The 19530-nt window shown below is 44.5% G+C and carries 16 protein-coding genes; 8 read left to right on the forward strand and 8 right to left on the reverse strand.

Annotation, left to right across the window (positions count from 1 at the left end):
• The first annotated feature begins 155 nt into the window (after nt 1-155).
• The gene (locus AB4154_RS12800) at nt 156-503 is read left to right on the forward strand and encodes a DUF3316 domain-containing protein (RefSeq protein WP_136974139.1); all 348 of its coding nucleotides are present in this window, start codon (nt 156-158) and stop codon (nt 501-503) included.
• Nucleotides 504-655: 152 nt separating this feature from the next.
• On the opposite strand, the gene AB4154_RS12805 is transcribed toward AB4154_RS12800, so the two are convergent.
• Nucleotides 656-2293: a methyl-accepting chemotaxis protein gene (locus AB4154_RS12805; RefSeq protein WP_017069798.1), complete on the reverse strand. Its 1638-nt coding sequence runs from the start codon at nt 2291-2293 to the stop codon at nt 656-658.
• Nucleotides 2294-2552: 259 nt separating this feature from the next.
• On the opposite strand from AB4154_RS12805, the gene AB4154_RS12810 reads away from it, so the two are divergent.
• On the forward strand, nt 2553-2978 hold the full coding sequence (locus AB4154_RS12810) for a DUF3010 family protein (protein WP_017061669.1): 426 nt from the start codon (nt 2553-2555) through the stop codon (nt 2976-2978).
• Nucleotides 2979-3081: 103 nt separating this feature from the next.
• Here AB4154_RS12810 and AB4154_RS12815 read toward each other — a convergent pair whose 3' ends face one another.
• On the reverse strand, nt 3082-3981 hold the full coding sequence (locus AB4154_RS12815) for a DMT family transporter (protein ID WP_102429238.1): 900 nt from the start codon (nt 3979-3981) through the stop codon (nt 3082-3084).
• A gap of 124 nt (nt 3982-4105) precedes the next feature.
• Here AB4154_RS12815 and AB4154_RS12820 point away from each other — a divergent pair, with 124 nt between their 5' ends.
• Complete coding sequence (locus AB4154_RS12820; protein WP_372123235.1) at nt 4106-5533, forward strand: PLP-dependent aminotransferase family protein; 1428 nt, start codon at nt 4106-4108, stop codon at nt 5531-5533.
• A 114-nt stretch (nt 5534-5647) separates the two neighbouring features.
• Here AB4154_RS12820 and AB4154_RS12825 read toward each other — a convergent pair whose 3' ends face one another.
• The 3 genes from AB4154_RS12825 to AB4154_RS12835 all read right to left on the reverse strand — a co-directional run bounded on the left by AB4154_RS12825 (nt 5648) and on the right by AB4154_RS12835 (nt 8710).
• Nucleotides 5648-6196: a carboxymuconolactone decarboxylase family protein gene (locus AB4154_RS12825; protein WP_372123237.1), complete on the reverse strand. Its 549-nt coding sequence runs from the start codon at nt 6194-6196 to the stop codon at nt 5648-5650.
• Nucleotides 6197-6528: 332 nt separating this feature from the next.
• A complete protein-coding gene (gene yidZ, locus AB4154_RS12830; protein ID WP_004732954.1) occupies nt 6529-7497 on the reverse strand; it encodes an HTH-type transcriptional regulator YidZ in 969 nt (322 codons plus the stop codon).
• Nucleotides 7472-8710: an MFS transporter gene (locus AB4154_RS12835; RefSeq protein ID WP_102450448.1), complete on the reverse strand. Its 1239-nt coding sequence runs from the start codon at nt 8708-8710 to the stop codon at nt 7472-7474. The genes yidZ and AB4154_RS12835 overlap by 26 nt, the downstream gene beginning before the upstream one ends.
• A 481-nt stretch (nt 8711-9191) precedes the next feature.
• Here AB4154_RS12835 and AB4154_RS12840 point away from each other — a divergent pair, with 481 nt between their 5' ends.
• Nucleotides 9192-10355, forward strand: coding sequence for an amino acid permease (locus AB4154_RS12840; RefSeq protein WP_102445711.1), 1164 nt, complete (start codon nt 9192-9194; stop codon nt 10353-10355).
• A gap of 121 nt (nt 10356-10476) precedes the next feature.
• Here the strand turns inward: AB4154_RS12840 and AB4154_RS12845 are convergent, their stop codons facing one another.
• Nucleotides 10477-12456, reverse strand: a complete 1980-nt coding sequence (locus tag AB4154_RS12845; RefSeq protein ID WP_372123240.1) for a methyl-accepting chemotaxis protein — start codon at nt 12454-12456, stop codon at nt 10477-10479.
• 399 nt (nt 12457-12855) lie between these two features.
• On the opposite strand from AB4154_RS12845, the gene AB4154_RS12850 reads away from it, so the two are divergent.
• Nucleotides 12856-13029 carry a hypothetical protein gene (locus tag AB4154_RS12850; protein WP_372056339.1) on the forward strand — a complete coding sequence of 58 codons (174 nt, stop codon included), beginning with the start codon at nt 12856-12858 and terminating at the stop codon, nt 13027-13029.
• Between the two features lie 139 nt (nt 13030-13168).
• Nucleotides 13169-13753 carry a TetR/AcrR family transcriptional regulator gene (locus tag AB4154_RS12855; RefSeq protein WP_017064940.1) on the forward strand — a complete coding sequence of 195 codons (585 nt, stop codon included), beginning with the start codon at nt 13169-13171 and terminating at the stop codon, nt 13751-13753.
• A gap of 125 nt (nt 13754-13878) precedes the next feature.
• Here the strand turns inward: AB4154_RS12855 and AB4154_RS12860 are convergent, their stop codons facing one another.
• On the reverse strand, nt 13879-15744 hold the full coding sequence (locus AB4154_RS12860) for a fructose-specific PTS transporter subunit EIIC (protein ID WP_372123243.1): 1866 nt from the start codon (nt 15742-15744) through the stop codon (nt 13879-13881).
• 328 nt (nt 15745-16072) lie between these two features.
• On the opposite strand from AB4154_RS12860, the gene AB4154_RS12865 reads away from it, so the two are divergent.
• Together AB4154_RS12865 and AB4154_RS12870 are read left to right on the forward strand one after the other, a co-directional pair.
• On the forward strand, nt 16073-16375 hold the full coding sequence (locus tag AB4154_RS12865; RefSeq protein WP_017069788.1) for a PTS fructose transporter subunit IIB: 303 nt from the start codon (nt 16073-16075) through the stop codon (nt 16373-16375).
• Nucleotides 16376-16382: 7 nt separating this feature from the next.
• The gene (locus tag AB4154_RS12870) at nt 16383-17156 is read left to right on the forward strand and encodes a PTS sugar transporter subunit IIA (RefSeq protein WP_017092229.1); all 774 of its coding nucleotides are present in this window, start codon (nt 16383-16385) and stop codon (nt 17154-17156) included.
• Between the two features lie 155 nt (nt 17157-17311).
• Here AB4154_RS12870 and AB4154_RS12875 read toward each other — a convergent pair whose 3' ends face one another.
• Entirely contained in the window at nt 17312-19090 is a 1779-nt protein-coding gene (locus AB4154_RS12875) for a sodium:solute symporter family transporter (protein WP_029236500.1), read from the reverse strand.
• Between the last annotated feature and the right edge of the window lie 440 nt (nt 19091-19530).

The raw sequence follows: 19530 nt of genomic DNA on the forward strand, positions 1-19530 counted from the left end.
TCAGTGTCACCTTGCTTGATATGCGCTGTGCATTAATCTTCGGCACCTATAGTCATTCCCTTACAGAACCATATTTTTGTCCTAACATTAACCTCATCCCCTATTGCTAGGGTGAGAATCTCTAAAACACTGGTACAACAAAGTAAGGTATCCCTTTGAAGAAGTTAATCATACTTGCATCAACTCTTGTACTCAGCACCACTGCGTTTGCAGCAACTAAAACAACAATTCAAGAAACAACGCTAAAATCTGACACATATGCTAGTGAAGTCGAAGCATACGATGCAGGCACCAACCTTATGGATGAGTTACGCGCAAAAACACCTTTTGAGCTTTCAAGAGAACTGCCACAGTTCCAACAGACAACCAAATACGATTCGTTCAAGATTGATGATGCAAATATGGAAGTGAAAAAGATCACTAACATGAACGGCGACATCCACTACAAAGCGAACGTAAAAGTGGACTACCGTTACACATACAAAGACGGTCTTAGCAGCTAACACTGAGTGATTGATCAGGTCTAAAAACTGATCACCTAGTCAAAAAGAAAGTCCGCACTCATAGAGTACGGGCTTTTTTTCGTTCAGCGCTGATTAATGGAATTCAAACGAGCAACCATTATCGGCTCATATGCGTCTGTCTAATTTTGAAATTACACTTCAAACTGAGACACAAGGCTATCTAGCGCTTCACACTGTTCAGCCAATGCCATACATGCATTTTCTGCGCTGCTTGCCATCTCAACCATTTGCATGGTGCTTTCAGCGATGCGTTGAACATTCTTATTCACTTCTTCAGACACTTGAGACTGTTGCGAAGCCGCCGTAGCAATTTGTGTGTTCATGTCATTCATCTTGCCAATTGAGTTTCGAATCTCACTCAATGAAGACGCTGCAGTTCCTGCTTGAACAATGGTTTTCTCGCCACTCACTTTGCTTTCAGTCATCACGCCAACCGCATGTTTAGCCCCCACTTCTAAGCGTTCAATCATTGATTGGATTTCGCCTGTACTGTCTTGAGTTTTGCTCGCAAGCGCACGAACTTCATCAGCCACAACTGCAAAGCCACGACCTTGTTCACCCGCTCGTGCCGCTTCAATTGCCGCATTCAAAGCAAGTAGGTTGGTTTGCTCTGCAATGCCTTTGATCACACCAAGGATTGAGGCAATGTTCTTCACGTCTGTGTCCAGCTCTTGAACAACACCGCCCGCGTTCTCGATATCTTGCGCAAGGCGTTCAATCGAAGTCACGGTCAAGCCAAGCGTGGTGTCTGCCGATTCCACTTCATGATTGGCAACATTACTGGCGGTTGCCGCATCTAATGCATTACCACTCACCACTTCACTGGTTGCTTGCATCTCATGAACCGCCGCCGCGACTACTTCACTTTCACGCTGTTGGTTCGATGAAAATTCAGCAACACTTTGCGTTAACGATTTAATGTTTTCCATCTCAGCGCGTACCGCATTCGATGTAAAAATAACTTGTTCGACGGTGACATGGATCTTGCCAACAAACTGGTTGAAAGCAGAACTTAAACGAGCGATCTCATCATTACCTTCGACCTTCATACGTTGAGACAAGTTACCGTCACCCGATGCGATCTCATTCATCGCTTTCTCTACGTTCTGGATTGGCTGAACGATAAACCGATTGGATAACCACATAGCGAAAAGTGCAGCGAAAACAGCAACGGCCATACCCACTTCAATGATCAACTTACTCGATTCAATAGAGTCATCGGCTTGCTGGCGAAGCTCTTTCTGTTTCAATTCGATCAGAGTTCGGATATCGCGCAGTTGAGTACGAATGATCGCAAACTCTGCGTCAAGCGCTGGCGAGTAATCAATATTGTATTGGTCTGCGTTTGCTGGATCAGCGAACATTGGCTCGTGCAGTGCCACCCACTTGCTCATCGCGTTAACAAGCTTTGCTAACTCGCCACGTGAAGATGGGTCCAACACGCCCGCTTGATACAAGGTTTCGACACTTTCAAAACGAGGAACCGCTTTGTAAGCGTTGTCTTTAAATTCAAATTTTTGGTACTCAATCGCCGCTTGGTCTTTCGAGAGTAATAGACCTTGAGCAGAAGCGATAACTTGATAAATGTCACGATACCCATCTTCCAAATTGTCTAACACGGGCTGAACCACATTATTGAGCTCATTATTAATCGCAGCTTGAGCATTTGATCTGATAACGTTGAGCACAGTAACGGTAGAAAAAACAATCACAATCACCAACAGCGGGATCGCGATTTTACTCTTAATCGAAAGATTATTGATATTCATTGGGATTAATAACCACACTTCAAATAGGGATGCGCGCGCAATATACAGCACACATATAAAATCCCGCTAAGCTTTTGTGAGCTTCATCTCATAGAAAACGATACCGTAAATTCGTGTGATGTTTTTTCAATCAAAGGTTAACTTTCGGCGACTAAAATACTCTCTGATTTAGACTTATTTGCTGCTGATACGCGCAAATACTGGAGAAGTGTTAGAAATAACACCATAATGTAGGGCTCTAAAATAAGTAGGTAAGAACATGAAAATTTGTGGTGTTGAAATCAAAGGTAACGATGCAGTCATCTGTCTTCTTTCTCTGTCAGACGGCGTATTTAACATTCCTGATTGCCGAGTTTCTAAGGTTGCGATTAGCGACGCAAACGACACACAGAATATGAAAGACTTTCAATTCTCTTTTGCAAAGTTAATGGAAGATTACCAAGTAGAAAAAGTTGTAATTCGCCAACGTCAGACTAAAGGCAAATTTGCTGGCGGTGGTTTCGGCTTCAAACTTGAAGCAGCAATTCAGCTAATCGACGGCCTAGATGTAACCGTTGTGTCTCCAGCTGAAATCAAAGAAAGCCTTAAGCGCAACCCTCTTATGATGAAGTTCAAAGAGACCGGCCTTAAGCAATACCAAGAAGCACCGTTTACAACGGCTTACGCTTGTTTGATGAAACGCTAATCAAAAGTCGCTAGCCAATATTTTATATAGAAAGAGCCTGAATATTCAGGCTCTTTTTTGTTTCTAGTCATCGATTTTTAGTAGGATGAGTTTGGTATACAAACTACCGCTCTAACACTGTTCGCCTACGAGCCTTAATTAACTCAGGCTTTTTCACCACCAAATAAACCGCCGCAGCAGACAAAGCAAAGCCCATCGCGCCATACATGTCGAACGACTCACCGAAAATAAGCCACGCTTGGATTGCTGTCGTCGGTGGCACCAAGTAAAAGACCGAAGCCACACTTGAAGATGCACCGTGCTCTACCATGTAAAGCAACAATAGGATGGCAACACAAGACAGAACGACCACCAGCCAAATTAGAGTCAACGTGAATTCTATCGTCCAGTTTACTTGCATAGTTTCGTAACGCATTGCGAACGGCAGAAACAACGCGGCAGAAGCCAAATATTGCACCATCGCACCGCCGACCATATCTGTCCCCTGACAGAAGCGCTTCTGATACAAAGTGCCGCAGGTAATACCCACCAAAGAAACCAAACACAATAACGTTGCCAAGCCTTTTTGGTCGTCTGACTGCCATTCAATATTGCCCATCAACACCAAACTAATACCCGCAAAACCAAGCGCTAACCCCAACCACTGTGCAAAATTAAAACGCTGCGAAGTACAGCTGATCATAATCAATGCGGTAAGAATCGGTTGTAAGCCAACAAGTAGAGAACTCAACCCGGCGGGCATACCTATATCAATCGCCAGATAGGTGCCACCAAGGTAGAAACCATGAATCAAGATGCCAACCACACTTGCGTGGAAGAATGCTCGACCACGAGGAATACGACGCTTAAGGATTGCAATCAAAACCAAGAACAGCGCCACGTTGGCTACCATCCTCAATGAAAGTAATGTTGCGGGTTCGGCATATTCAACACCAAGACGTGCGCCGACAAAACCTGACGACCACAATATTACAAACACAAACGGAATCATTTTAATCAGCATTACAAACCTCTGGTCAACTCTTCATCAATGCTGTTACCTTAGTTGGGTACAGATAACTAATAAAGATACAGATATAACACTTTAAATGGTTACAGGTTGAGAGTGTGCAACGAGGGAGAAACACGTGGAAGCAGAACTCAGCGGCAATAAATACCTTGCTACCGAACAACATATTAAGGCTCAGATCGATAAGGGACTCTTTCATCCAGACGATCGTCTTCCCTCAATCCGTCAACTAAGCGAACAGCTTGGCGTGAGCAAGAACACCGTGATTCGCGCCTACCAAGAACTGGAAGCGACAGGCTGGGTATATTCAGTACCTAAATCTGGCTATCGCGTAAAAGCACCGAACACCACCAGCTGGGATACACCAAGCCAACCTCAAAAAGTCGATCTGTTGTCTGTCACCAAATCGGTACTCTCTCGTCCAAAAGGTCGCCTAAAACTGTTGGCAGGCTCCGCGCACCCGAACATCAACAATCCAGCGATTCGTAGCTTGTATGCCGAAATCGGTCGCCATAGCCGTTTGCAAACTCAGCTTCCCGGTTATTACCAACTGCCTCCTGGCGACGAGCAATTAGTAAAGCAATTGTTAAAGATCACCCATGATCTTGGTGTACCTGCGGGATCTAAAGAGATTGCGATTACTCATGGTGCTCAACAGGCTATCAGTTTGGCTTTACGTGCGCTCACCAAGCCCGGTGACATCGTGGCGGTCGAGTCACCGTGTTACTTCGGCAATCTACTTTTACTTGAATCGCTTGGCTTACAAGCCCTTGAAATACCAAGCAGCGTTAGCCACGGTATTGACATTCCTTCGCTACAAAGTGCACTGGATAAATGGGAAGTGAAAACCTTACTGCTAACACCAAACTTTACCAACCCAACCGGCTCAAGAATGCCATTGGCGAATCGAAAAGCATTACTGGAGATCACCGGATGTTTGCCAATTATCGAAGACGATGTGTTCGGTAGCTTGGCATTCGATACACCAATCGCTAGCCTCAAAGAGCTTGATGACCAAGATAGAGTCATCTACGTCAACTCATTGTCTAAAACCTTAGACTCACGCTTGCGAATCGGTTGGTTATTGTCGGGGCGCTACCAACCTTTAGTCGAAAAGTACCTTTTATGCGACAACATGGGCAGCTCAAACCTAATGCAATCGGCGGTGGGGCAATTCCTCACGACCGGCAAATATCGCAGTCATTTGTCTAAGATGAAGCGGCTCTACCAAACCAATCAAAAGCAATTCCAAAGCCTGTTAATACAAGCACTAGATAGCTACCCACACCTTGTCGGGCAATACCACCTATCAAAACCGGAAGGCTCTTTTTTAAACTGGATAACACTGCCTGAATCGGTCGATAGCTACGCGGTCTATCAAGACTGTTTAAAGCATAAGTTGGGGATTTTACCCGGAACAGTATTTGGCACCAACGACCAATATAAACACTGCTTGCGCTTTACTGTTGCCAACATTGAAGAGAGCAAAGAGTGGAAAGAAGGGGTTGTGACACTAGCGAAAATAATCGCTAAGCACGTGCGTTAGGTTACCTTTCTAATTACCATTTAGACCAAAACAACAAAGCCCCATTCAACTGAGTGGGGCTTTCATCATTATCATATCTTGAGTTGCTTAAATACGATGGTTAGTTAAATACGATTACCCTTGCCAAGCGAACTGTTCAAAAACTTTGTCGACTGGCGTTTTAGCAACGTGGTTTACGTAATTACTGATCACTTTCTGAGACAGGCCAAGAATCACTTCTAGCACTTGTTGCTGACCGTAGCCCGCTTCGAAAAATGCTGCCATTTCACTTTCAGGCACATTGCCGCGGTTGCGTACCATGCTCAGCGTAAAGTCATGCAGTGCTTGCAGCTTTTCAGTAGGTAGAGCCGTGCGATTACGAAGTGCTTCGGTGATTACAGGATCAACCTTCATTGAATGTGCAATGCCAGTGTGTGCAGGAACACAGTAGTGGCATTCGTGTTCAACGTTAATGGTTTGCCAAACAACCGTTAGCTCTTCAGCATCGAAAGATGAGTCACTAAACGCCTGATGAAGCTGAGTGTAAGCCTTAAGTGTGTTTGGAGATTCAGCCAATACACCGAACAAGCCCGGTACTCTGCCCATCTGCTTTTTAGCACCTTCAAGAATAGGTTGGCTTTGCTCTGGCGCTGATTCTACTGAATGAATTTTGAAGTTGCTCATTGTTTTATCCCTATCAATTTATGATTCTAAAGTTATTCAATCACGGAGCAATTAATGACTGTTCTCCGTTGGTGTGAAAACAATATAGATCAAATTAGAACGATCGTTCAAGTGTTATTTTGAACACTCGTTCAATTTCATTGTATTTATCGAATCAACAATTAGGAAAAAACCGATTTTATTTTAGAGGGGCCAACCCTAATCCCATGATTAAAAATAGAAAACCCGCCAGGTATCAACTGGCGGGCTCGCTTATAAGTCTGCATTCTTATTTCAATCAACGATCGATGCTAATGGCACAAGCCTTCAGAACATCTAATCTCATCACAAGGTTAGACGCTTTTCCCTTCAAATTGGTAAAGCTCTCTGAGCGTGTCTTTTAACCATAGAACGATGGGGTTGTAGGCATTGCGTTTGTGCCAAATCATAGTGAACGGGATCAGCAGCTTTTTGACGTTTTCTTCATCTAAAGGGATGGGTAGACAGGTAAGATTGGGGTGGAGTTGTTCAACGTAACGTCGACAGTAATTCGGCGCAACGGTAGTCATGGTGTGATTCGATTGAGCGGTCATAAATAACGACTGCTCAAAACCAGCTAAAGTCAGGACGATATTTCGGTCTAGTTGTAGATCAGTAAGCACTTCATCTAGCGCCCATGTTTCACTTTTCTCCCACACAATATTGATGTGGGGGTATTTAAGGAAAGCCTCTAGATTCCACTCTTCTTTCAATGCAGGATGATCTTTTCTCAAATACACAACCGGCAAGTCATGAAACAGAACCTCGAAGTCGATGAAATAAGGTAGTGAGTCTAGCGATTCTTTCGAACGCGGATGGCTTTCTCTCCCTGAAAATCCAATATCCGATTCGCCACGTACGATGGAATCTATCGAATCGTAGTCCCAGTTTCGCATTTTGATTTTCGCGTTGGGGTAACGTTGAGACACGCTTTGCGTCAACTCGTTAAGCATGATCAGAGATAAAGGAGACTCCGCCTCTAGATTCAAACGCACATCTTTTGGCGCTTCGTCACCACGAGTCGTCAGTATTTGGCTTCCAATCTGCAGCCAGTCTTGAAGATCTTTTACCATGCTCAGTGCAAGTGGCGTTGGCGTTAATCCCCTTGGCGTTTTCACAAACAAAGGATCATCAAACCAATCTCTAAGCTTGGTGAGTGATTTACTCACAGTAGAAGGCGTGACGTTCAGCTTTTTCGCAGCTTTTGAAACACTCTGCTCCTGCAGAAGCAATTGCAGAGTGAACAACAGGTTCAGATCAAGACGGGCTAGTGGCTTCTTCATAATCACTTTTAACTTGAGAGGGACCTACCCATAGTATTAGAGCAATACTGATAACTCCACCAACAGCTAGTATAAATGCCAACATATTCAATGCACTTAGCCCAATAATGCCCATAAACCAAATAAACAATGCCGACGTACATATTTGAGAAACACCAAGAATCGAACTAGCCACACCTGCCCGCTGCGAATAACAGCTCAATGCTTGGCTCATCGCGACACCAAAGCCTAACGAGAATCCGCCACACACGAAAGCAAAGCCTGTTAATGTCACGTAATGTCCTAATCCACCATCCATCGAGGCTATTAACAAAATAGCAGCCACAATGAAGCACGTTTGAGAGGTCAGCATTAAGCTTTTCTGCTTAAACACATTCAATGCAAATGGGGCTGAAAATGACACCAACATGCTCACCAAGGCGGTTAATGCCATGGTGTAAGAGTACTGACCTCTATCGAAGCCAAGCTCTGTCATAATCAACAGTGGAGAGACATTCACATAAGTGAGAATTGTGGTCACGCCGAAACTGGTCATGATCACTCGGCTAATAAACAACGGCTCTTTAAACGTTTCGATTGAAGTCGAATGTAGGGTTACAGGTTTCTCAGGTAAGCGCGATTTCTCAGAGAGAGAGGCTTTGGCTAACCCATTATCTTTGATGTTGAGCTTAGTCTCTCTTAGCACCAACACAGACAATAAGCACACCACTACACCCATGCCCGCCATGGTCGTGAACAAACTCGGCCATGGGTAAACAGTCATGATTAGATGACCAATCACAGGCGCGAGTACCGGAACGATGCAAGTTATGCCATTTAACATCGACAGCACCTTGGCACGCCTTTTATCGTCTAAGACATCTCGTAAGATGGCGAACGCCACTACATAACAAGATCCAGCACCAACACCTTGGAAAAAACGCACGATAAGAAACGGCTCAGCACTGTTCACAACCCCGCCCAAGGTCGACGAGAGAGTAAAAACAATTGCACCGAAAATGGCGACGGGCTTCCTCCCTACGCTATCGGCAAATTTACCCGCGAACAACATAGTCGTTGCCATACCGGCCAGATAGATAGAAAACGCGGCATGGAGCTGAGCCTCAGAGGCATTTAAGTCCGCGGCGATTTGAGGTAACCCAACCAAATACAGATCAATGGCCGTTGGATACAAAAGCACAAGTGCGAAACTACAAAATAGAAAACGATACATAACACCCCCACATAATTGGTGTGAGGATAATAAGAGCGAAATGCAAAACTACCGAGTGGCATCTACGACAACAGATCTTTCCATTTACGACAAACCCCCCACGCTCTCCTAAGAAGTCTATTGATTGGGGCTCATCAAATGAGCTGTGCTAGATATAAAAATCCGACAGAGATTCACTAAATAAGCAAGATTTGGACTGAGTTTTTCTGAAATAAAGGCATATCTTAATCAGAGGTGCAGTGCGGGTTATTGAACGTCGATTAATTTACAAAGGTTATAAAAAGGCTAAAACAATTCACCTGCCGAACACCTGATTCATCCAACCATACCCCTCACAAATTGCTTCGTAATTTTTTTAGAGAAATTCAAAATTTATTAGAAATTAACCCCTAACTTTACTGAGTAATTTGTTAGTCTTGGCAACAAATATTTACAATCCAACTAAAAATTATTTGGATACTTCGAGGTTGTTTTCTTGAATATGAAATTATTCGGCAGTTCTTTGATTCTTTCAGGGACTGCATTAGGTGCAGGCATGTTGGCCATTCCGATGGTATTGGCTCAATTTGGTTTCATGATCAGCTCAGTACTGATGCTACTTATCTTTATCGGCACCACCTACTCTGCGCTTCTATTAGCGGAAGCGTGTACAAAAACGAAAGACAACAGTGGCATGAGCAGCGTTGCTTACTTAACGCTTGGCAGTAAAGGTAAACACTTTATCAATGCACTCTTTTACCTGTTGCTGGTATGCATGCTGATCGCTTATATCTTGGGTGTCGGTGACATCATTCACAAGCTGCTGCTCGACGTTGGCGTCGATGTGTCTACATCGGTTGCCTATACCATTTTCAGCCTATTGATGGGTGTGATTGTGGTGGCGGGTAAGTCGTATATCGACAAATTAAATCGTGGTTTATTCATCATGATGGTGGTGATGCTGCTTATTGTTATTGCCTCTTTGTTTAGTAATATTCGTCTTGATTACCTGACTCAAACCAGCAAATACACCGCTAATGATGTGGTGCAATACAGCGCGGTTATCTTTACCAGTTTTGCCTCTATGGTGGTGATCCCGTCACTGGTTATCTACAACCGAGAAGCGACTCAAAAACAGATCCGCAATATGATTCTGCTTGGTTCAGTGATTCCATTAATTTGCTACCTCACTTGGTTATTCGCAATTATTGGCAATCTTGGCACAGACGCGATCAGTCAGTTCCACAATATCTCTGAGTTGATCTCTGCGTTCAGCGGCCAATCTGCTTGGTTGAAAGTGGTGATTGCTCTGTTCTCTGCTCTGGCCTTGGTGACTTCTTTCCTCGGCGTGTCGATGGCGCTTTACGACCAAAACAAAGATGCGGTGACCAACAACAAAGCGTTGGCTTATGCGCTAACCTTCATCTTACCTTTGGTATTAGCTGAGCTGTTCGCTAGCCAGTTTGTAAGCATGCTGGACTATGCAGGTATGGTGCTGGTGTTCCTCGCTATCTGGGGCCCACTCGCAATGGTAGTTAAGGTTCGCAGACCTGACTTCCCTCACCTACAAACCGAAGGCAGCTACACAGCAGCCGGTGGTGACACGGCATTAATGGCGACATTTGGTTTTGGTGCGTTGATTTTCGTGTCTTGGTTTATGGGGTAGATCCCCATTGAATGGACTATCTGTTGCCATTTAGAAGACAGCAGATACAAATAGCCCGTTAGTCCTGCTATTAAAAGTAGAGACTAACGGGCATTTTACTTCTTATTGGAGTGCTTGCTAGTTAGCTCTTAAACGTACTCGCAATATCTTTCAATGAAGCTGCTAACTGAGCTTGTTCTTTGGCTGTTGCAGCTATTTGCGTTGCACCTGTCGTAGATTCTGTCGACTTCTGCTCTACTGCCATGACGTTTTGAGCAATATCTTGAGTCACTGCCGCTTGCTCTTCGGTAGCGGTTGCGATCTGCTCAGTCATGCTAAAGATCTCGCTCACCGATGCTGAGATACCTTGTAAGGTGTGTTCCACCTCTTTTGAATCCTCAACCGCTTTAGACGACATCTTCTGACTGTTATCAATCACATTAAACGCGGTTTGCACATCAGACTGTAACGAGCTGATGAAACCTTCAATTTCAGCTGTCGACTGCTGAGTACGCTGTGCTAACGTGCGAACTTCATCAGCCACTACCGCAAATCCACGACCTTGCTCACCCGCTCTTGCCGCTTCAATTGCCGCGTTCAATGCTAACAAGTTAGTCTGTTCAGCGACGGACTTAATCACATCAATCACACTGTTGATGTTATTACTGCTCTCGTGTAAGTGCGTGATCTTTTCCGCTAGATCATTAATTTCAGATGCCAGTTTTTCGATAGAGTGGTAAGAGTTTTGAACCGTACTCAAACCTTCTTGAGACTGCTCATCGACCAGTTTAGCGGAACTTGCTGTCTGCTGAGTTTTAGCCGCCACCTCATTTACCGTTGCTGATAACTCTTCTGTCGCCGTCGCAACCAAGCCAATTTGGTCTTGTTGTTGCACTAGCGTGTTCGAATTGTAGTGACAGGTTTGTGAGGTTTCTTCAGCGGCTGAAGCTAAGGTCAGACTCGACTGAGACAGGTTGTCGATAACGTTTGAAAACTTCTCTAGCGTTTCGTTGAGTGCCGAAGAGATCTGTCCAAGCTCGCTGTTGCCAACGAACTTAGCGCGAACTGTTAAGTCGTTGTCATTACGAACCTTAGACAACATCACTGTAAGATCTTTTACTCTCATCGTCAGGTCGCTGATCGCCTTATAGCTCACGAAGGTCGCGAACAAGGTTATCAAAGCAAACAGACCAATACTCATCATCATCGCAGACTGCGCCTCTGACATTTTTTTCTCTGTCAGTGCGATAAGCGACTCTGCTAGGTGGTTTTCTGTTTTCTTTAGCTGAACAATACGAGCGGTAGATTGCGAGAACCAGTACACAGGATCAACATCAAAACCGCTCATCTTAGATTCAGCCAAACCACGAAGCTTTTCTACTTCTGCCACCGAACGATCATTCAATTGCTGTTCAAAGAAACGAACGTTAGCTGGGTTACTCAATACCTCAAAGTTTGAGAAATAGGTATTTTGCTCAGTCACCAAAGAGATGAATTTAACCAACATGCCTGGGCCAAATTCATTTTTAGAGAAGGTATTATTTAGGACAGCACGCTCGATACCCGCTCGCTCTTTACCTTGTAAAAAGTTGTAGTAAGCGATGGTTTCAGTGGTGATGGCAGCATCAGAGCTAAGCTCAGCAATTAACGCCGATACGCTCAGCAGCTTTGCATTAAGTTGGGTGTAATAACCCAAAGCCTCAGACAGCGGAATCGATTGAGAATCGACCCGATTACGAATAGAAGTGATTTGATTTAGGCTTTGGCTGATCTCTGTATTCAAACGGTTGATCTGTGGCAGGTTGATATTGGCAGACTGCCAATAATCGTTTCTTTCATTACGTCGGTTGTCGGCGTTGGTTCTCTGCGCGGCTAATTCACTGACAAACTTGGTTCCTTGAGAGCCAATAAAGCCAGCTGTCATGCCTCGCTCTTTTTGTAACTCATGTACTAACTCACTGTACACAACCGAAAGGCGTGTCAGTTGATTCAATGAGGACATTTCAGTCTTTGTTTCTACGCCTTTGAATATCGCAGAAACACTGAGCCAGAGAAACCCTAAGATCGGTAAAATAAGCAAAGCGATGATTTTTTGCTTAAAAGACATATCGGTTAATTTCATTTTTATTTCCTAGCAGCTGACGAATCTTTATCTATCGTGTAATTAGACACACTTCTAAAACGGTGTACCTTTACCGAGATCATAATAATATTTAGTTTAATCAATTACCGTGCCATATCGGACGACAATCGATAACGCTAGCATTTAACCTTACAGAATTCATTGACTTATTTATAAAACTGTTAGCTATGCAACTTTAGAAAACACAAAAAACGTGCAACAACATTTTATTGACGTAAGCGACTGAAAAATGGCAGTTTTTATTAACCCTAAAGAGGTACGTACGCACGCACGCTTTTTCTGCTCAGTTGTCGCGATATATTCAGCGCCAACTATGTATAATGCCGGGCTCAAAAAGTTACGAATTCAACTAAAATAGAAGCATAATTAGAGGTTTTTATGGACTGTCCCACTTGCGAAGAACACATTGGATGGGAATGGGTAGAAGAAGCGGCTATTGAACCCAATGAGGAATTCGATTGTCCAGAGTGCGAAGCAACATTGATGTACACCATCGATGAAGGCACCTACTACGGCGCTCAGCACAAGACCGTAGAAGTTATTGATGATTAAGATTATTTCCTGATGATCTGGATGTTTGATTAACTCTTTGATGTTCTAAGCCTGCGCAAAGCAGCTAAACACACCTTTACTAGAACGGGCGTTCAGCATAAAATATTGAACATATGTTCAGATTAATGAAGTAGATGTTATGGCTAAGACCGCTAAGTTCGATAGACAAGACGTAGTAGATAAAGCAACGAACCTGTATTGGGAAAAGGGCTTTCATGCGACTTCTATGCGCAACCTGCAAGACGTGATTGATATGCGTCCGGGCAGCATCTACGCGACGTTCGGCAGCAAAGAAGGTTTGTTTAAAGAGACGCTTGCTCGCTATACCGAACTTGGCATCCTGAATCTGAACCGCTTCCGCAGTGAAACAGACTCTCCAATCAAAGCGCTCGAAAGCTTCGTCAAACGTGCTGTGGTCGAATCAAAACAAAGTTCGCCAAATGGCATGTGTATGCTGGCAAAAACGGTAGCAGAACTGACTGATGAACACGCCGAATTATTAGAAGAAGCAAAGAAATCACTCAAAATCATGGAAGGTGAGTTCGCTAAGCTGATCGCAGAATCACAAGAATTGGGTGAGATAAGCAAAGAGCGTGAACCGACTCAGCTTGCTCGTCATGTTCAGGTTCAAATCGCAGGCCTGCGTACCTACGCCAAAACCTGTGACGATATCGATTTACTCAACTCTATGGTTGAAGACGTATTTAAGTACCACCCTTTTTAGCGTTTGACCTGACTGATTGGGCACAATACAAAAAGACTCCACTTTCGCCTTAACAGGTCTGAGCGGAGTCTTTTTAGTTTTGATCTAGTTAACTTTATAGATGATAAACTTTGCGGTTTAAAGAGTTACACCTTTCTCATGATCAACGCCTGAGCATTAAGCATTGCTTCCTTAATACTGACATCCAAGGTTTTCACATTCGCAAAGCGTTCAACTTCTTTAATCGCCACATCGTGAGCAAAGATCACCAACCTCGCCCTTTCAATGTCTTTCTGGGTAATGCGATTACCTATTCCGTTGGCACCTTGGGTTTCGACTTTAATCCGAACCCCAAGATGATGCGCCGCCTTTTCTAAAGACTTCGCCGCTAAGAAAGTGTGGGCAACACCAGATGGACAAGAAGTGATCGCCAATACATCTGCTTGCCCTTCTTCCGTTACCGAACCACAGGTCAACTGATTAGAATTCACTTCACCTTCGACCACGTTCTTCTTCAGAAGAATCACGATCAGGGCTGTCGTTAGAGCCCCCGCTAGTGTGCCAACGATATAGCCAATCTTGCCATCAACCACTGGCAACACTATCCATCCACCCCATGGTGCATGGTTCACTACATGGAACATAAAGCCAACCACGTTACCGACAATGCCACCAGCAACAACCGCAGGCAGAACGCGCGCAGGATCGGCGGCAGCAAAAGGAATCGCGCCTTCACTGATGCCAATCATACCCATGATACCCGCCGCTTTACCTGCTTCACGTTCGTCTCTTTTGAATTTCTTTGGCGATAAGAAAGTCGCCAATGCCATACCTAGCGGTGGCGTACAAATCGCTATCCCGACACCGCCCATCAACCATGGTTGAGTATTCACCTGAGTTTGGGCAAACAGCGTTGCTACTTTATTGATCGGGCCGCCCATATCAAAGGCCGTCATTGCACCTAAAATACTGCCCAATACCATTTTTCCGGAGCCTGCCATGCCCGTGAGCATTTGGTTCATCTCAAGCATTACTTGAGCTATCGGAGAGCCAATCACCCACATCACCGCACCACAGGTCACGAAGGTGCCGACTAATGGATAGATGAAGATAGAGCTCAGCGAGATCATGCTGTCTGGCAGTTTGATCTTCTTAAGTAGATTCACCACAAAACCAGCGAAGAAACCGACCACAATTGCACCGAGAAAGCCGGTATTGTATTGATTCACCGCAACCCAAGAACCAATCATACCGGGCGCTAAACCCGGTTTGTCGGCCATTGAATACGCGATGTAACCACCGAGCACCGCTGTAAACAGGGTTAACCCCGCGATGCCCATCTGTGCGATATCTGCTAACACACCGCTTTCAGGTACTGCACCATGACCCGACATCATCACCGACAAAGACAAAAGCACACCACCTGCAACCACGAAAGGAATCATGTGTGAGGTGCCGTATAATAAGTGTTCTTTGAGGCGATTAAGAGATTGTGCCCAAGGGCTTAGTGGTTCGACATACACTTCATGATGGCTAGATGCGTAGCTATCGAACGATTCTGAATTGGCTTCAAGAAACAGCTCTTGAGCTTCCTCGACAGACTCCACCGCCTTTAATTTTGTAACAAAGCCATCTTCGATAAGTCTGGTCGAAATCTGAGCCAGTACCTCGATATGGTGGTCGTCGTTGTTGTCTGGTGAAGCGAGCATAAAGAACACATCCGACAGCTCGCCGCCGTCTGCGCCATAATCGATACCAGAGCGGCTGATACCCACAGCAACGGCAGGCTTTGCAACGGCAGTACTTTTCGCATGTGGAATGGCGATACCATCGTCAAAGCCAGTATTTCCGATAGCTTCACGCTTCCAGATGTCATCAAGGAATTCACGTTTATTGGAGAGCTTACCGGCACGGTCGAGCAGTTCAACAAGCTCTTCAAATACCGCCGATTTTGAGTCTGCTTGTAAATCTAAGCAGATGATCTCGGGCTCGATAATGTTGGTGATATCCATATGCTGCTCTGCCTCGCCTGATTTCAGACTGAAGTAATTACGTAAGTGATAAGGTTAATAAGATGAAAAGATTAACGGTGTGAAGGCACTCAATATATAGGACGAAAGGTGCATTAACTGGATTATTGTAACCAAGAACTCAGAGTGTGACTTTCACCTTGGAATAAAAAACGCCAATCCATAAAATCCACAGAACCCATAACAATATCGTCCCTCCGCCATGCGAGCTTTCTATACTGGATTTTCCATGCAAGATAGCTTTTCCAAGGTAGCTTCTGAAAGGTAGCTTTTGTAACGTAACAGGGACGAGATTAAGCCGAGAATAATAATGAGAATTGTAGCGGTAACTGCGTGCCCTACAGGCATTGCGCACACCTATATGGCAGCTGATGCTCTAAATAAAACAGCCCCTAAGTTCAACGTTTCAATCAAGGTTGAGACGCAAGGCGCTATGGGTATTGAAAACTTACTGACAGCCCAAGATATTACCCTCGCAGACAAGGTGTTGATCGTCTCTGATATCGACATTGAACAGCCAAGCCGCTTCGACCCAGCTAAAACCTTATTCATTCCCATGGAAGAGGTGTTGTTGAGTGTCGATAAAGTCTTTATTAAGCATTGTCGAACCTAAACCTTTCATGAACGAATATCAGATCACCTTCTTCGTTGACGATCCTGCCGCAAACTCACATGTCGCGCAGCCGCTGACTCGCTTAGCGAAGAAGTTCAAAAGCAACATCCGCATTATCAACATCACTCAAAATCGAACCGCTGATCTCTCCAAATCCGTTGCGATGCTGCAAGTAGGTTTACTTCGTGGTGATTTGTGTCAGATAACCGCGGTTGGGATTGATGCGGAGCTGGCCTGTTTCGTTCTCAAAGATGTAATTGCTGAGCATTACGACATGGTTGGCTCACAAGTGAACCATGAATTCTCTAAAGATTTAATCCAGCGAATGCCACAAATATGCCCGCCTTGTGACATCAAATGGCACCACGCTAAGGCGCAAACCCAACTGACCAAATTTGAGTGCTTAAAAGGGCTCGCTCACCTTGTTTATCCAGAAGATCCAGATGAACTGATTCTAGCATTTATTAAGCGAGAAGAACGCTCTTCAACCTGCGTGTCACCGGGTATTGCACTGCCGCATGTGATGTTTGAATCGACTCAAGATCTCTCGATTGCGGTTATCGTCAGTGACGACCCGATTGACTGGGCATCACGTATCGGCGAAGTGCATGTAGCCATTGCTCTTGTTCTGCCAACCAAGCCACAGCGTGAGCACATTGTCGCGGCGACCAACCTAACTCGAAACCTGCTTCACGATCAGGTCAATGAGCGTCTGCAAAAGACTCGAAGCAGTGTCGACCTACAAGCTCTTCTGATGTATATCTCTTCACGTCTTATCTAATTCATCTCTTCTGGTCAAACTCAAAGGATCCATTAATCCCCTGTTGTGACACCTATCCAATCGTTATAAGCTCATTTTCTCATACAATAAAAAACGGCTGAGCATTAGAGCTCAGCCGTTTTATGTTTAATTACTTGTTTAACTGGTTAGCTAACTTAAGCTGTTTTTTTCGCTTGTTTCGCATCCTCAACCGAGTCGTCTACAGCTTTCACCAACAGCAAACCAACTACGAATACGATACCGCCACACAGTACGAACATCATTCTTCCCCAGAATGGGTTCGGTAGAGCAAACATCGCCATCACTGCCACACCAGACACTGCGATCAGTGAGCCCAGCATGTGACGTTGTTTGTTGTCCAGTTTCTTCTGTGCTGTTGATTCAGAAACCAATGGTGTCGCAAGGTTGTTGAAGAAGGTATCAACATCTTTCTGACGAGACGCTTCTAGTGGTTTGTAGAACAATGTCGAAAGAACAAAGAAGCCGCCAGTAAACACTAGGTGCGCAATCAGACCTACTGCAACTTTCAAGTCAGACCATTCGCGGCCTGTTAGAGGCTCTAGGTTGAACAAGTTTTGTAGCATTTCAGCGGTAATCACGAAACCAACGATGTAAGACACAATCGCACCGACCACTAGCGTACCCCAACCTGCCCAGTCCGGAGTCTTCTTAAGGAAGAAGCCACAGAATGCTGGAATGGTCATTGGGAAGCCAATAAGTGCACCCACGTACATCATGGTGTCGAACAAGCTCAAGCCTTTTAGCGAATTGATAAACAGCGCGATAAGGATGATAGCTAGACCGAAGAAGGTAGACATCAACTTAGACACAATCATCAGCTCTTTCTCTGTCGCGTTTGGACGAAGAATCGGTTGATAGAAGTTGATTACAAAGATACCAGAGTTACGGTTTAAGCCTGAGTCCATAGAAGACATAGTTGCCGCAAACATCGCTGCGATTAGAAGCCCCACCATACCCGCTGGCATGTATTGCTCTACGAAGTAAAGGTAAGCGAAGTCGCCTGCTTTAGAGCCTGCGTCTGGGTAATGTGCTGCAAGGTCAACGCCTTGTCCTGCAACGAACCAAGGTGGCATGAACCAAATGATTGGACCGATGGTCATCAGAATACATGCCAACAGTGCCGCTTTCTTCGCGTTCTTTGAGTCTTTTGCCGCTAGGTAACGGTAAGAGTTCAACATGTTGTTGGTGATACTGAACTGTTTGAAGAAGATGAAGAATGCCCAAATTCCGAAGATGCTTACGTAGTTCAGATTGTTACCAGAAACGAATGATGCGCCTTCTGCTACAGGGAAATCGTTGATGATTTCAGTAACGCCACCACCTTGTACGATAGCCACTGCAGCACACGTTACGGTTACCGCCATGATAATAACCATCTGCATGAAGTCAGACGCGATAACCGCCCAAGAGCCGCCTGTCACCGACATAACAAGTACAACAAGACCAGTCAGAACGATGGTTGTCGTCATGTCGAAGCCAAAGATGCCCGATGCGATGATCGCCAAACCGTTCAGCCAGATACCTGCAGAAACAATACTGTTCGGCATGCCAGACCAAGTAAATACTTGTTCGTTGAAGCTACCAAAACGCATACGAATCGCGTCAATTGGCGTTACCACACGCAGTTGACGGAATTTCGGAGCGAAGTACAGGTAGTTCATCAAGTAACCAAATGCGTTCGCTAAGAAGATAACCGCGACAGCCATACCATCGGCATACGCTTTACCCGCTGCGCCAGTGAAGGTCCAAGCACTGAACTGTGTCATAAACGCAGTCGCGCCAACCATCCACCAAAGCATGTTACCGCCCCCGCGGAAATAATCACTGGTTGTACTGGTGAACGTTCTAAACATCCAACCTATTGCTATAAGGAAAAGGAAATAAATTCCTACGATCAGAGTATTGAGTTCCATGTATAAGTCTTCTTTATGATGAATATCTGAAGATCATATTATCTATAGAATTTTTAATTTGTAGTATTATAAGTCAAGGTTGTGATGGGGCGTATAAACCTGAATATTTGATTTCGAGACATGAATTACACGTTAGTAAACAAAGAATAAGCCGAAGCGAAGTAAGCATTTAAAATCAATAACTTAAAAACATTTAAATCAGTAAGCCGGACAACAACAACAAGATTTTATCGTCTCGATAAGTGGTTTTTAATTTACTTATCATCCATTAAATGCATCGCGTTAATACATCAACTCTCACACGTTTAATTCAATAAATAGGCAACGAAAAACAATAAGCAACTCGCAAAGCGAAGCCTTAATGTTATTAATTGGGTTTATTTAGTGAAACGGGATAAATAGAGAACGTGCCTAAAGATAGGTTTGGAAATAAGGTATAG

The organism is Vibrio sp. 10N.286.51.B11, assembly GCF_041469245.1.
In the GTDB taxonomy this organism is placed as follows: Bacteria; Pseudomonadota; Gammaproteobacteria; order Enterobacterales; family Vibrionaceae; genus Vibrio; species Vibrio crassostreae_C.

Excerpts from the sequence above, each read along its gene's own strand:
- AB4154_RS12815 (WP_102429238.1), bottom strand. The coding sequence starts at position 3,981 with ATGCTGATTAAAATGATTCCGTTTGTGTTTGTAATATTGTGGTCGTCA.
- AB4154_RS12840 (WP_102445711.1), top strand. The coding sequence starts at position 9,192 with ATGAAATTATTCGGCAGTTCTTTGATTCTTTCAGGGACTGCATTAGGT.
- AB4154_RS12875 (WP_029236500.1), bottom strand. The coding sequence starts at position 19,090 with ATGGAACTCAATACTCTGATCGTAGGAATTTATTTCCTTTTCCTTATA.
- AB4154_RS12805 (WP_017069798.1), bottom strand. The coding sequence starts at position 2,293 with ATGAATATCAATAATCTTTCGATTAAGAGTAAAATCGCGATCCCGCTG.
- AB4154_RS12810 (WP_017061669.1), top strand. The coding sequence starts at position 2,553 with ATGAAAATTTGTGGTGTTGAAATCAAAGGTAACGATGCAGTCATCTGT.
- AB4154_RS12835 (WP_102450448.1), bottom strand. The coding sequence starts at position 8,710 with ATGTATCGTTTTCTATTTTGTAGTTTCGCACTTGTGCTTTTGTATCCA.
- AB4154_RS12825 (WP_372123237.1), bottom strand. The coding sequence starts at position 6,196 with ATGAGCAACTTCAAAATTCATTCAGTAGAATCAGCGCCAGAGCAAAGC.
- AB4154_RS12860 (WP_372123243.1), bottom strand. The coding sequence starts at position 15,744 with ATGGATATCACCAACATTATCGAGCCCGAGATCATCTGCTTAGATTTA.
- AB4154_RS12855 (WP_017064940.1), top strand. The coding sequence starts at position 13,169 with ATGGCTAAGACCGCTAAGTTCGATAGACAAGACGTAGTAGATAAAGCA.
- AB4154_RS12865 (WP_017069788.1), top strand. The coding sequence starts at position 16,073 with ATGAGAATTGTAGCGGTAACTGCGTGCCCTACAGGCATTGCGCACACC.
- AB4154_RS12870 (WP_017092229.1), top strand. The coding sequence starts at position 16,383 with ATGAACGAATATCAGATCACCTTCTTCGTTGACGATCCTGCCGCAAAC.
- AB4154_RS12850 (WP_372056339.1), top strand. The coding sequence starts at position 12,856 with ATGGACTGTCCCACTTGCGAAGAACACATTGGATGGGAATGGGTAGAA.
- yidZ (WP_004732954.1), bottom strand. The coding sequence starts at position 7,497 with ATGAAGAAGCCACTAGCCCGTCTTGATCTGAACCTGTTGTTCACTCTG.
- AB4154_RS12845 (WP_372123240.1), bottom strand. The coding sequence starts at position 12,456 with ATGAAATTAACCGATATGTCTTTTAAGCAAAAAATCATCGCTTTGCTT.